The organism is Catellatospora aurea (assembly GCF_042663325.1).
GTDB classification, from domain to species: Bacteria; Actinomycetota; Actinomycetes; order Mycobacteriales; family Micromonosporaceae; genus Catellatospora; species Catellatospora aurea.
In genome coordinates this window covers 1-13390 of sequence record NZ_JBHTAC010000008.1, presented here as the reverse complement: position 1 = coordinate 13390, position 13390 = coordinate 1, and the positions used below count along the sequence as shown (strand labels likewise).

Below are 13390 nucleotides of genomic sequence, written 5' to 3'. Positions count from 1 at the left end.
AGCAGCGACGACACGAGTGGAGAACGGTATGGGCGGCGCAACCGGCCGGGAGCGGTCGTGGTGGGGCTGGGGCTGGGCGGACCAGGCGGTGGACGCCGACGGGTGCGCGAAGCTGGCGCGGCGGGTAGGCCCGTTCCTGCCGCTGGACGGCGAGCTGACACCGGTGCCCGCGGTGCCGGAGCTGCCGCCGTCGCGACTGCGGCCGCCCGCGAGCATCGCCGCGCTGTGCCGCGACGACGCGCGGACCCGGGCCGCGCACGCGTACGGCCGCGCGTACCGCGACGTGGTCCGGCTGCTGCACGGCGCGCTGGACAACCCGCCGGACCTGGTCGCGTACCCGCGTGACGAGCAGGACGTGATCGCGGTGCTCGACTGGGCCGCGGACACGGGCACGCCGGTCGTGCCCTTCGGCGGCGGCACCAGCGTCGTCGGCGGGGTCGAGTACCGCGGCGGCGGCCCGTGGCTGTCGCTGGACCTGACCGGCCTGTCCGGGGTGGTCGAGGTCGACGAGGTCAGCCGGGCCGCGCTGATCCGCGGCGGCACGTTCGGCCCCGACCTGGCGGACGCGCTGCGCCCGTACGGCCTCACCCTGCGGCACTTCCCGCAGAGCTTCGAGTTCTCCACCTTCGGCGGCTGGCTGGCCACCCGCGCGGGCGGCCACTACGCCACCGGCTACACCCACATCGACGACCTGGTCGAGTCGATGCGGGTGGTGACCCCGGCCGGGATCGCCCAGTCGCTGCGGGTGCCCGCCTCCGGCGCGGGCCCGTCGCCGGACCGCTTCTGGCTCGGCTCCGAGGGCGCACTCGGCGTCATCACCGAGGGCTGGGCTCGTGTCCAGCAGCGCCCGACGTTCCGCGCCGGGTCCGCACTGCGTTTCAGCGGGTACGCCGACGCGGTGCGCGCCGTGCGCGCGGTCGCCCAGTCGGGGCTGCGCCCGGCGAACTGCCGCCTGCTCGACCCGCTCGAAGCGATGCTCGGCGCGGCGGTCGCCGACGGGTCGAGCCGGCTGCTGCTGGGCTTCGAGTCCGCCGACCACCCGGTCGACGCGCTGCTCGCGCGGGCCGTCGAGCTGTGCCGCGACCATGGCGGCGTCGCCGAGGACGCGGCGCAGGACAGCACCGGGCGCTGGCGGGACACCTTCGTCGGCGCGCCGTACCTGCGCGACGGGCTGGCCCGGCTCGGGGTGGTGGTGGAGACGTTCGAGACGGCGTGCACGTGGGCTGCGTTCGAGGCGCTGCACGCCGCGGTGATCGAGGCGGTCGCGGCGGCGGGCGAGTCCGAGACGGGCAGCCCGGCGCTGGTCACCTGCCGGTTCACGCACGTCTACCCGGACGGCCCGGCGCCCTACTTCACCGTGTACGCGGCCGGTCGGCGCGGCGGCGAGGTGGCGATCTGGGACGCGCTCAAGCGGGCGGCCGGTGACGCCATCGCGGCTAACGGCGGCACGATCACCCATCACCACGCCGTAGGCCGCGACCATCTGCCCTGGTACACCGGGCAGCGGCCGGAGCCGTTCGCGCTGGCGCTGCGGTCCGCGAAGTCCGCTGTGGACCCGGCGGGCGTGCTCAACCCGGGCGTGCTGCTGCCCTGATCAGCGCAGTAAGAAGCCCGCTTCGGCGATCACGGGGGAAACCGTCGAAGCGGGCTTGCAAGCGAAGGTACCTCGTTTTCCCGCGCGACGCCATCCCTGTCTTCAGGAATTTCTGCGTAAGCAACTTGTCAGTCGACGCTGGCACAATCCCCGCTCGTGAACGGGGACACGACGACGGGCTGGCTGCCCGCCGGCTCGGGCTACGAGGTGGCGCTGAGCAGCGGACGGATCGTGGCGCGCAACGCGCAGGACGTACGCCTCAAGGCCATGCCGGCCGCGCTGAAGGACGATCGGGCCGTGGCCGGGCTGCGGCAGCTGCGCGACTGGCTGGCCCGGCACGAGGCGCAGGTCCGCGCCGACGTCGAACGCTGGATGGTGCACAGCCTGCCGGTCACCGCGCGACTGCTGGCCACGGTCTGGGCCGACGACGCCTGGCGCGCCGAACTGCGCGACCTGATCGTGACGCCGTACGGCGCAGACGGGCCCGACCTGGCCCGCGCCGGATTCCTGCGCGACGTCGACCCGGACCGTGGCGTCGGCGTGGTCGACCTCGACGGCGAGTCGGCGTGGCTGTCCGCCGAGCGCTTCACCGTCCCGCACCCGGTGCTGCTGGCCGACCTCGACGAGCTGCGCGAGTTCGCCGTCGAGCTGAACATGGGGTCCTCGCAGCTGTTCCGGGACGTGCACGGCAAACCCGCCGACGCCGCCGGGCAGGCCGCGGTCATCGCCGCGTACGAGGGCGCGCACTACGCGCAGCAAAGGCTGCTGACCTCGCGGGCGATCGCGCTCGGCTACCCGGTGCGCGGCGGCACGGTCCGCTGCCGGATCTGGGAGGACGGCCGCTCGATCGACGCCACGGTGTGGGCCGGCGAGAGCTACCCGGGCGAGCCCGCCTGGACCGGCGCGCTGCAGTTCGCCGACGCGCAGGGCCGCGCCATGCCCACCGCGGACGTGCCGCCGATCGCCTGGTCCGAGGGCGTCCGGCTGGCCGCCGCGCTGCACGCCGGCCGCACCGTCACCGAGGAGGAGTCATGACCGAGCAGCTGCTCGACGCCGGTGCGGTGCTGCCCGGCTCCGGTCCGCGCGTGGCCGGCGTCGCCGTGCTGACCGGGCGCTCCTACACGCACCCGGCGCTGCCCGGCCGGACCGTGGTGCGCCTGGCCGGCGAACCGCTCGGGCCGGCCGAGGACCAGAGCATGGAGTATCTCGGCTTCGCCCGGTCCGGGGCCGTACCGGTGGGGCACGCACGGGTGCGGGCGCTCGGCTTCCCCGACTGGGTGCTGGTCAACGACCCGGCGCGCGGCGGCGAGGCGCTGGCCCTGGTGAAGGACCTGGAACGGCTGGCCCGGCTCGCGAAGTCCAAACCGGGCAACGCCCGCGACGGCTATGAGGCCATCGCCCGCCGCCTCGCCGCGACCGCGCCGCATTTCCTGCCGACCTTCTGGGAGCAGGCCGGGCGGGCGTACGTCGCCGCGGAGAACCTCCGCCAGGCGGCGACCTGCTTCGGTCTGGCCCGCCGCGCCGAGCGGGAGCACGGGTCGGCCGTCGACGAGGACCGGCTGCGCGACGTGCATCTGGAGTTCGCGCTCGCGGGTGCCCTGACCGCCAAGGCGCTCACCGAGTACGCCCGGGACCTGCGCCGACGCAGGCCTGGCGGAGAGACCTACCGGCTGGTGCGCGACATCGCGGTGCGGCGGGTCGCGGGCGGACTGCCGCCCGGCGCGGGTTTCGCCGAGGAGCTGCGTGCGCTGGCGAAGGCGGCCGGGCTGAACGCCGCCGCCGAGGACGAGGCGCTGCTCGGCGACCTGCTCCCGCTGCCCGCCGTGGCGCAGGCGCACGCGGGTTTCTGGAAGGCGTACCGCCCGGTGCTGCAGCGGCTGGCCCGGCGCGATCCGGAGGTGCCGGTCCGGCTGCTGGCGCTGCTCCCGGCGCGCGAGGACGCGCAGCTGTGCGAGCAGTGGCTGGAGCTGCTGGAGGCCGCCGGGGCCGTCGCGCTGCTGGCCGCCGCGGACGGACCGGACGCCGCGTCCTGGCTGGAGCGTTTCGTCCAGCACCGCGACAGCGGCTACCGGCACCCGCTCACCCGCAGCCCGCGCCTGGCGGCACTGATCGAACGGCTCGCGCCGCGGCTGCGCGCGGCGGGCCGCCCGCTGCGCCTCACCCCGCCCCTGCAGTCGTGCGGCGTCGACCTCGACCTGCTCGACGCCTGCCGGGCGCACGGAATCGTGGTCGAGGTCGACACGGACACGCTGCCGGTGCGGCAGTGGGCCGAGACGGTCGGCGACGGGCGCCGGGATCTCGCCGCGGTGGCCGCCGACCCGACACTGCTGCCCGCGCTCACCCGCGGCACGTGGGAACTGCTGGGTCTCTTCCTGGGCGCGGAGCCGCTCGGCAGGGACCGGTTGCGCCGCCTCCCGCTGGTGCTGGAGACCGCCGGGCTGGCCACCGCGCTGCGCGACGGCCTCGCCGTCTTCGCCGAGCAGGCACAGGGCACCACGCTGGCCGGGCTGGAGACGGTGACCCGATCCCTGGCTCCGTTGTGGAGCGCGCAGGGCGTGATGGTCGCGCCGCACGACCTGCGCCGGCTGGCCGCCCTGGACATGCCCGAGGTGCTGGCGCGCACCCTGCGCGCGGGCCTCGTCAGCGAGCTGGGCTGGCCGGCATACGAGACGGCGGCGACCCCGCTGAAACGGGTCGAACCCACCGACAGCTGGCCCGCGCTGGTCCTCACCGACCAGACCCGGGTGGTCCGGGTGCACCCCGACGGCCGATCCGACGAGCACACCGTGCAGCCTCCGCCCGGCTCGGCCTGGCACCACCGTGCGATCGACGGCCGCGACCTCGACGGGCGCCTGCTGGTGACCGGCGCCCGCGAGGACGGCGAGCGCTGGGGCTACTGGGCCGACAGCCCGCACGACGTGTTCGCGGCCCGTGCCGGCGAGCGCGACTGGTCCGGGGCTCCCATGCCGCAGCTGCCGTTCCCCGGCGGGGTCACCACCGGCGGGCGGCCCTGGTCCGGCGGCCACGAACCGCACGTCTACCAGGTGAGCAGCGACGGCACCACGTACTGGCGCAACGAGCGCGAACCGCACGTGCCCGGCCAGGCGCATGTCTGGCGGTGGCGCGAGTACGACCCGGCGACCGGCATCGGCGGCCGGGCCGGCCTGCCCACGTTCTTCGAGCAGGACGCACCCGCGGGCGGCCGCCTGATCGCCCGGTGGTCGTGGCTGCGGCCCGCGCCGGAGGCGTTCGCCGGATCGCCGCTCGGCTGCGCGGACGGGCTGCTGGGCTGGCGGGTGTTCGCGTTCGAGGACGGCACCCAGCTCGGACAGGCGACGGACGGGCGCACCGTGCGCTGGCGGCCGACCGTGCACTCGGGCGACCAGTATCTCGTCGGCGCGTTGCGGCTGCCCGGCGACGAGCGCCCCCGGCCGGTCACCGCCCGCGTGATCAGCTACCCGCGCGCCGCCGACCTGACCGTCACGGTCTGGGACGCCGACGGCGCCCACCCGGTCCAGCAGTGCGCCGCCTCGCACACCCGGCCGCCGTTCACGTACTGGCACGGGCTGCGGCCGCGGGACGAGCGCGGCTCCGCGGCACTGCGCGCGGTCACCCCGAAACTGGCCGCCGCGCTGCTGGCGGACGTGTCGGGCGGGGTCAACGCGCGCCTGGACGAGCTGATCCGCGTCGCGATCCGCCGACACCTGCCCGAACTCCACGACGAGGAGCTGCGCCGGGCCGTCCGCGACGCGATCCGCACCACCGTCCGGCTCCGCGACCACCTCGCCACCCTGTCCCGCCTGCTCGACGCGCACGCCCCGCTCCGGCCTGCGACCAGCCATGAGTCTGCGGGCGGGACGTCTACCGCACCGCAGGACTCGGCCGATCGCGGTCTGGCAGCCGACCGGCCGTCGGCTGCCACACCGAACACTCCCGGGCCGGGAGCTCAGCTCTCGACGGCCGGGATTGACCCGGCCGAACACGGCTCGACCACCTGCGCACCCGCAGCCCCACCAGGCCCGACCACCCGCACACCGGCCTCCCCGCTCGACACGACCGACCGCGAGTTGGCGGACGCGCTCGGCGCGCTCGTCGACTGGAAGAGCCGCTACTACTACGGCGGTCAGGAGGCAAGGACCGCAGTCCTCGGCCAGCTCGCGGCGCTCACCCGGGCGCTGTCCGAGGCTCCTGGCAAGAGCACCGGCACGACGGAGGAGGCCGCCGCCGCGTCGGTCGCCATGCCGAACGCCGAGTCGCCGTGGCCGAAGCTGCTGCCGGGGCTGGGCGCGGTGCTGACGGTCGCCGCGTCGCCGACCACGACACCGGGTCGCCGGGCCGCGCTGGCCCGGCTGCTGCGGGCGTTCGCGGACTCGCCGTTCGCCGCGCCCGACCCGCGGCTGCGCTTCGTCGAGCTGGCCGTCACGGACGACTACCGCTACGCCGACGAGGTCCACGCGGGTGAGCACCGGATCGTGTTCCTGTCCGGCAACCGCCACCGCCTCACCGTGGACGGCCGGGTGCAGACGTCGATCCGGTACGCCGTCGACCGGTGCCCGGAGGCGGCCTTCGCCCCGATCCGCGGGCTGGAGGTGCGCGCCGAGATCCACCGGGCGGGCTGGGGCGATGCGGCACGGCTGCGGGCCGCCGGCGACCTGCTCGACGGCTCGGGCTCCGACACCGGAACGGGCACCGGCTCGGGTGCCGCGCCGTGGCGGCCCGAGGCGGTCGGCCGGCTGGCCGAGCTGACCGGTCTGACCCGGTCCGAGGCCGCGCTGCTGCTGGCGGGGTTACCGATCGGCGACGACGAGCCCGCGCTCACCCCGGCGCAGCGCGAGGCGCTGGGTTTGTCCGCGGCCCACGCGCGGCTGGCCGTCGACCGGTGGCGGAAGGTCGCGTACGAGCATCGCATCGCGCTGCTGGACGCGGCCGTGCCCGCCGACCCGGCTCGGCTGTGGACGCACGGGCCCGACGCGGACGCGGTCGCGGCGGCGTGGGTCGCGCGGTTCGGGCGGCGTACGCCGATCACGGAGGAGCTGCTGATCGAGGCCGACCGGGTGATCCCGGGCGGGGACGGGGCCGACGTGCTGCGCGCGGTCATCGACCCGGAACCCGACGGCTGGCTGCACACCGACGGGGCGAGTGAGGCGTACGAGTGGTACCTGGCCACGAAGGCCGAGCGGGGTGACTCGTTCGACGAGCAGCGGCTGACCGCGGTCGCGGCGGCGCTGGCCTGGCTCGCGTACCGGCTGCCGGCGGGCGACCCGCACCGCGGCCGGCTGGCGCACGCGCTGGACCTGGTGCGGCAGCGGCTGGCCAACCCGCGGCTGGCCGTCGGCACGGCCGTGCACTCACGAGCGCTGGTGCCCGACGACCTGCCCGGCCTGTGGCGCAGCCACGACCACGGCACGCGCGGGGCGTACCACCTGCTGCCCGCCGCGATCACCACACCGGACGACCCGGCGCTGGCCCTCGGCCAGCCCGACGTGGCCGCAGCGCTGCGCCTGCTGCGCGACCCGGCCCTCGCCGCGGCCATCAGCGGTGCCGCGCATCCCGCGATGGGCGGTGACGGCACGGGGCCCGCGGACGGTGAGACGTTCGCGGACGGCGGTGGCGGCCACGCCACCTCCGTGCGAGTCGGCAGCGGTGAGGAGTCCTCCCCGGTGGCGTATCTGCAGGACCCGAGGGTGAGCGTGCCGGAGCTGGTGGCGGCCGTGGCGGCGGCGCACGGACTGGCGACGGAGGCGGCCGCGTACTACCTCCAGCTGGTGGCGCTGCCCGACCCGACCGACGCCAACGCGGCCCGCTGGCTGGGCGTCACCACAGCGCGGCTGAAGCCGCTGCGGGCGGCCCTGGTCGAGGCAGGGCTCGTCGTCGAAGCGCGGCGCGAGCGAGCGGGCCGCACGGTGTTCCTGCCGGGCGGGTGGCTGAACCTCAAGGCCCCCGCCCTGCCACTCGAATCGTCGAAGGCCCCGCTGCTGGGGCTGCGTCTCGACACCGCACCGCCGCTGGGCACGGTGCTGCTCGGCCGACCGGTCGCCGACCTGTTCCGTGCCGCGTGGGCGGCGCGGGTCGGTGAATGATCACTGTTTCAGGTCAGGAAGTGCGGTCGGACCGCGCTTCCTGACCTGACGACGATCACCACCTACCCCAGCTCCACCGGCGCCCCCGGCCCGAGCGGGATGCCCAGCAGATACCAGACGACGAAGAACAGTGTCCAGGCCACCGCGATGATCAGCATGTACGGGATCATCAGCGAGATCACCGTGCCGACCCCGGCCTCCTTCTTGTACTTCTGCGCCAGCAGCACGATGAACGGCAGGTACACCATCAGCGGGGTGACCACGTTCATGGGTGAGTCGGCGACCCGGTAGGCGGCCAGCACGGTCTGCGGCGCGACGCCCAGGCGCAGGAACAGCGGCACGAAGATGGGCGCGAAGATGGCCCACTTCGGGATCACGCCCGGGATGATGATGTCCAGCACCAGCACCACCAGGATGAACCCGATGAGCAGCCACAGCGGTCCGATGTTGGCGCGCTCCAGCCCGTCGGCCATTTTCACCGCGGCGACGGTGGCCATGTTGGTGTAGTTGAAGTACGCGATGAACTGGGCGATCACCAGCAGCATGAAGATCAGGCCGCCGAGCCCGGCGAACGTCTTCGTGATCGCGTCCATCGCTGCCGCGCTGCCCCTGAGCGTGCCCGCGCCCGCGCCGTAGCACAGGCCGCACACCAGGAAGACCAGCATGATGATGAAGATCAGGCTGTCCATCAGCGGCGAGTCCTCGACCAGGCTGCCGGTGACCGGGTTGCGCAGGATGCCCCACGGTTTGGGCGGCACGGACAGCAGCACGAGCACCGCCAGCACGGCGAGCAGCCCCCAGAACGCGTACCGCAGCCCGCGCGCCTGGGCGGCCGGGGGCGCGTCACCCTCGACCGGCGCCGCCTCGGGGATGTCGGTGGCCTCGTGCGACACGGCTCCGGTGTACTTGCCCAGCCGCGGCTCGATGACCTTCTCGGTGATGAAGGTGATCAGGAACGCCAGGAAGATGGTTGAGCCGATCGCGAAGAACATGTTCGCGGTGAGGCTGATCTTCCGGGCCGGGTCGGCCAGCGCGACCGCCTCGTTGGTGATCTCGGTGATGATGCCGTCGGTCGGCGTGATGAGCACGTTCACCATGAACGTGCCGCCGACCGCGCCGAACGCGGCGGCGAGCCCCGCCAGCGGATGCCGCCCGACGCTCATGAAGGCGACCGCGCCGAGCGGGATCAGCACCAGGTATCCGGCGTCGGAGGCGATCGACGACAGGATGCCGACGAGCACGATGATGAAGGTCAGCGACCACGGCGGGGCGACCGCGACCAGCTTGCGGATCAGCGCGCCGATGAGCCCGGCCCGCTCGGCCAGGCCGACGCCGATCATGGCGACGAGGATGACGCCGACGACACCGAAGTTGGTGAAGTTGGTGACCGCCGAGGTGAAGATGAACCGGATGCCGTCCGCGGTGAGCAGGCTCTTGATCGCGGTGGTCTCGGTGTGCGTCTTCACCTCGGGGTGATAGAACTCCTCCGGCGGGATGTCCAGCGAGGGCTGCTGGGTGCCGCCGGGATAGGTCTCCTGCGCCACGACCGGCGCGGGCGCGGCCGACTCGTAGGTGACCTGCACGCCCATCGCCGCGAAGATCGCCGACAGCACGATGATCACACCGATCAGGATCAGGAAGATCATCACCGGGTGCGGCACCTTGTTGCCGACCTTCTCGACCCCGTCCAGCATCCGCTGGGTGAACGGGCGCTTGCCGGCGGACGCGGTCGCTGCGGTCATGCCCGGCCCTTGGCGGCCGACGGGTCCGATTCGGGGCGCCGGAAGGCCAGCGCGAGGTCCAGCAGCAGACGCGCGCCGAACCCGGTGCAGCCCTGCGGAAGCCAGCTGCGCGCGGTGTCGTTCTGCGCGGTGCCGGCGATGTCGAGGTGCGCCCACGGGGTGCCGGCCACGAACTCCTCCAGGAATAGCGCCGCATGGATCGCCGCGGCGTTCGCGCCGCCCATGTTCTTGATGTCGGCGACGTCGGAGTCCAGCTCGCCGCGGTAGCGGTGCGCCATCGGCAGCTGCCAGACCGGCTCGTCGACCCGCGCCGCGGCGGCGCGCACCTGATCCACCAGGCCCTGGTCGTTGCCGAACACCCCGGCGATCTGCGCGCCGAGCGCCCGCAGGCAGGCCCCGGTCAGCGTGGCGATGTCCACGATCGCGTCCACCGGCTCCTCGGTGGCCAGCACCAGCGCGTCGGCCATCACCAGGCGGCCCTCGGCGTCGGCGTTGACCACCTCGACCGTGGTGCCGCCGCGGATGGTGAGCACGTCACCGAGCTTGGTCGCGCTGCCCGAGGGCATGTTGTCGGTGCACATCAGGTAACCGGTGACCGCGACGGGGCAGTCCAGCTCGCGCAGCAGCGCCATCGCGGCGAGGATGGCTGCCGCGCCGGACATGTCGTTCTTCATGGTCGCGTGGACCGCGTCGGCCGGCTTGAGGCTGATGCCGCCGGAGTCGTACATGATGCCCTTGCCGACCAGCGTCAACCGGGGCACGTCGGGGTCGCCCTCGGGGCGGTAGCGCAGCTTGATCATGCGCGGTTCGTCGGCGCTGCCCGCGTTCACCCCGAGCAGGCCGCCGCAGCCCAGCTCGATGAGCGCATCCCGGTCGTACACCTCGACGGACAGCCCGCTGTCCGCGCCGAGCTGCGCGGCGACGCCGCCCAGCCGATCCGCGGTGAGCAGGCTCGGCGGCGAGTTGGCCAGGTCGCGGGCCAGCGCGGCGGCCCGGGCGTACGCGAGCCCGCGGCGCACCCCGTCCCGCACCGCCTGGACGTCGTCCGTCGCGGCCACCAGGGTGAGCGCCGTGACCGGCGGCGCGGGTTCCTTCTTGAGCACCTCGAAGCGATACCGGGCGAGCAGCACGCCCTCGACCGCGGCCTGACCGGCCGTCTCCGGCGGCACGCCGGTCATCGCGTCCAGCGCCAGCACCAGCCGTCCGGCGGTGCCCACGGCGCGGGCGAACGCGGCGGCCGCGTCGCGCAGCCCGTCGCCGTCGAGCTTCGCCGGGTCCCCCGCACCGACCGCGACCAGGGCCGGTCCGCCCGGCCGCGGCAGGGCCAGCGCCTGTCCGATCCCGCCGGTGAACCCGGCCCCGGCCAGGGCGTCCCGGTCCACACCCAGCGCCTGCGGCACCGCACCCGAGGTGGCCACCAGCACGCCCCTCGGCGCGTCCCCCGCGTCGAGGTCACCGGCGGCGACGACGGCCACCTCGGGAACACGCGTCCAGGAGGGGACGGGGTCGAAACCTGTCGCCGTCGCTGTCATCCCACCGCTCCTTCATGCCGACGGCGTCCCACACCGGTTCATCGTTGTCCTGAAGCACAGCATCACGGCTCTCGGGAGAATTTGAGGACGTTTTGCAGGGATTGGTCGATCAGCCGGGCCACCGGCGAGAATGGAGGCGTGACCCGCTACGGCGCGCAGTACGGCCCCGACTTCACGTTCCTCGGGGTGCCTCGCTGCGACTGGGCCGACCCGGCCACGTACGCCGAGGCTGACGTGGTGATCCTGGGTGCGCCGTTCGACGGCGGCACCTCGCACCGCCCCGGCACCCGGTTCGGGCCCAACGCCATCCGGGGCACCGACTACCTGCCGCACGACGGGTCCCGCCCGCACCTGGCGCTGCGCGTCGACCCGCTCGGCCCGGACCTGGCCGTGTACGACGCGGGCGACCTGGAGCTCTACAGCGGCGAGGTGCTCCGCAGCTGCCAGAGCATCGAGGACGCGGTCGCCTTCCTCACCGGGCACGGGGTCATCCCGCTGATCCTCGGCGGCGACCACACCATCACCTGGCCCGACGTCACCGGCCTGGCGAGGACGCGCGGCTACGGCCGGGTCTCGGTGATCCATTTCGACGCGCACGCCGACACCGGCGACATCACGTTCGGCTCGCTCTACGGCCACGGCCAGCCGATGCGCCGGCTGATCGAGTCCGGTGCGGTGCGCGGCGACCGCTTTCTGCAGATCGGACTGCGCGGGTACTGGCCGGAGCCGCCGACCCTGGACTGGATGGCCGACCAGGGCATGCGCTCCTACCACATGAGCGAGATCGGCGCCCGGGGCCTGGACGCGGTGCTCGACGAGGCGTTCGCGATCGCCGTGGACGGCTGCGACGCGGTCTTCCTGTCCGTCGACATCGACGTGTGCGACCCGGCGCACGCCCCCGGCACGGGCACGCCCGAACCCGGCGGCCTCACCGCCCGGCAGCTGCTGGACGCCGTGTCCCGGATCTGCCGCACCCTGCCCGTGGCGGGCATGGACGTCGTCGAGGTGTCCCCACCGTACGACCACGCCGAGATCACCGCGATGCTCGCCAACCGGGTGGTCCTGGAGGCCCTGTCCGGCCTGGCCCGCCGCCGCCACGACACCCGCACCGGCACCACCTGGGACCCGGCCACCCCCCTGCTCGACGGCCGCGGCTCCACCACCTCCGACTGACCGCTCTTGATCGTCCGACTTGCCAGGCACCTGTGCGTATCTTGATCGTCTATTCGCCCACCTGCCCGGCAAGTCGAGCGATCATGGGCACCGTAGGCGGTCCGGGGCGGTAGGGTCGGCGGCGATGGACGCCGAGGACTGGAACCGCCGCTACGCCGCCGCCGACCTGGTGTGGAGCGCCGAGCCGAACCGCTTTGTGGCAGACGCGCTCGACGCGCTGCCGCCGGGCCGGGCGCTCGATCTCGCCTCGGGCGAGGGCCGCAACGCGCTGTGGCTGGCCGGCAAGGGCTGGCGGGTGACGGCGATCGACTACGCGCAGGTCGCGGTCGACAAGGGACGCGAGCGGGCCCGGCAGGACGGGCTCGACGTGGACTGGGTCGTCGGCGACGTGCTGGCGTACCGTCCGCCGGCGGAGGGCTTCGACCTGGTCCTGATCGCCTACCTGCAGCTGCCGCCGGATCAGATGGCGCAGGTGTGGGCGCTGGCGGCCCGCGCGGTCGCGCCCGGCGGCACGCTGTTCGCCATCGGCCACGACCGCACCAACCTCACCCACGGCACCGGCGGCCCGCAGGACCCCGACCTGCTCTGGGTGCCCGAGGAGCTGACCCACCACCTGGCCGTGGACGGCCTCACCGTGGACCGGGCCGAGCGGGTGCGGCGCGAGGTCGCCACCGACGAGGGCGTACGGCAGGCCGTCGACGCCCTGATCCGGGCTCACGCCCCGATCCCCGACCTGCCCTGACGACTCGTTCCGGCACGCTGCCGGGCGGATCTTGCCAGGTCATCATACGTCTTAGTTGCACGACCCGACTTTGTGCCAGATCCATCGACGCTCATTGCGGTCCTGTTGCGACGGTGTGAAACTTCCATCACGCGCGCAGGGAGCCAGACCGCGCGACACGGCACCGAGGGCCCCGGTTCTCCGGGCGGCGCCGCGCACCGCCGTTACAGCTCGTCCGGGCTGTCCCTTCCTTCCTGCGCCGGAACGTGCCGCCCACCCGGTGGCCACGTGCCCGCGCAGGCCCCGCACCGGTCCCACCAGCGGACCGGTCCGGCCTGGCTCAAGGAGTACCCAAGTGAGGATTCCGATCAGATCCGCCGGACGCCGCCTGACGGCGTTGCTCGGCGCGAGCGCACTGGCGGCCATTGGGCTGGTCGCCGTGGCCACGCCCGCACAGGCCGCCGTGTCCTGCCAGGTGACCTACACCAAGGCCTGGGACAACGGCAGCGGCTTCGGCGCGAACATCACCATCACCAACACCGGCGACC

At 74.1% G+C, this 13390-nt stretch carries 7 protein-coding genes and 1 pseudogene; 6 read left to right on the top strand and 2 right to left on the bottom strand.

Annotation, left to right across the window (positions count from 1 at the left end; translation table 11 throughout):
- The first annotated feature begins 28 nt into the window (after positions 1–28).
- The 3 genes from ACFQO7_RS10110 (at position 29) to ACFQO7_RS10100 (ending at position 7674) form a co-directional block, all read left to right on the top strand.
- Positions 29–1594 (top strand): FAD-binding oxidoreductase, encoded by a 1566-nt coding sequence (locus tag ACFQO7_RS10110; RefSeq protein ID WP_376806115.1) that lies wholly within the window; start codon positions 29–31, stop codon positions 1592–1594.
- Positions 1595–1750: 156 nt separating this feature from the next.
- Positions 1751–2629, top strand: a complete 879-nt coding sequence (locus tag ACFQO7_RS10105; RefSeq protein ID WP_376806114.1) for a DUF4132 domain-containing protein — start codon at positions 1751–1753, stop codon at positions 2627–2629.
- Positions 2626–7674, top strand: a complete 5049-nt coding sequence (locus ACFQO7_RS10100; RefSeq protein ID WP_376806113.1) for a hypothetical protein — start codon at positions 2626–2628, stop codon at positions 7672–7674. Before ACFQO7_RS10105 ends, ACFQO7_RS10100 begins: the two co-directional genes overlap by 4 nt.
- A 62-nt stretch (positions 7675–7736) precedes the next feature.
- Here ACFQO7_RS10100 and ACFQO7_RS10095 read toward each other — a convergent pair whose 3' ends face one another.
- Together ACFQO7_RS10095 and ACFQO7_RS10090 are read right to left on the bottom strand one after the other, a co-directional pair.
- Positions 7737–9416, bottom strand: a complete 1680-nt coding sequence (locus ACFQO7_RS10095) for an AbgT family transporter (RefSeq protein ID WP_376806112.1) — start codon at positions 9414–9416, stop codon at positions 7737–7739.
- Complete coding sequence (locus ACFQO7_RS10090) at positions 9413–10948, bottom strand: leucyl aminopeptidase (protein ID WP_376806111.1); 1536 nt, start codon at positions 10946–10948, stop codon at positions 9413–9415. The genes ACFQO7_RS10095 and ACFQO7_RS10090 overlap by 4 nt, the downstream gene beginning before the upstream one ends.
- Positions 10949–11086: 138 nt before the next feature.
- Here ACFQO7_RS10090 and speB point away from each other — a divergent pair, with 138 nt between their 5' ends.
- The 3 genes and pseudogenes from speB to ACFQO7_RS10075 all read left to right on the top strand — a co-directional run.
- Positions 11087–12121, top strand: coding sequence for an agmatinase (gene speB, locus ACFQO7_RS10085; protein ID WP_376806110.1), 1035 nt, complete (start codon positions 11087–11089; stop codon positions 12119–12121).
- A gap of 124 nt (positions 12122–12245) precedes the next feature.
- Positions 12246–12863 carry a class I SAM-dependent methyltransferase gene (locus ACFQO7_RS10080; protein ID WP_376806109.1) on the top strand — a complete coding sequence of 206 codons (618 nt, stop codon included), beginning with the start codon at positions 12246–12248 and terminating at the stop codon, positions 12861–12863.
- A 334-nt stretch (positions 12864–13197) separates the two neighbouring features.
- Positions 13198–13390 (top strand): annotated as a pseudogene (locus tag ACFQO7_RS10075) (cellulose 1,4-beta-cellobiosidase); the annotation flags it as partial.

What these genes read in the sequence shown, in the direction of transcription:
- ACFQO7_RS10100 (WP_376806113.1), top strand. Translation starts at nt 2,626, where the DNA reads ATGACCGAGCAGCTGCTCGACGCCGGTGCGGTGCTGCCCGGCTCCGGT.
- ACFQO7_RS10095 (WP_376806112.1), bottom strand. Translation starts at nt 9,416, where the DNA reads ATGACCGCAGCGACCGCGTCCGCCGGCAAGCGCCCGTTCACCCAGCGG.
- ACFQO7_RS10080 (WP_376806109.1), top strand. Translation starts at nt 12,246, where the DNA reads ATGGACGCCGAGGACTGGAACCGCCGCTACGCCGCCGCCGACCTGGTG.
- ACFQO7_RS10090 (WP_376806111.1), bottom strand. Translation starts at nt 10,948, where the DNA reads ATGACAGCGACGGCGACAGGTTTCGACCCCGTCCCCTCCTGGACGCGT.
- ACFQO7_RS10110 (WP_376806115.1), top strand. Translation starts at nt 29, where the DNA reads ATGGGCGGCGCAACCGGCCGGGAGCGGTCGTGGTGGGGCTGGGGCTGG.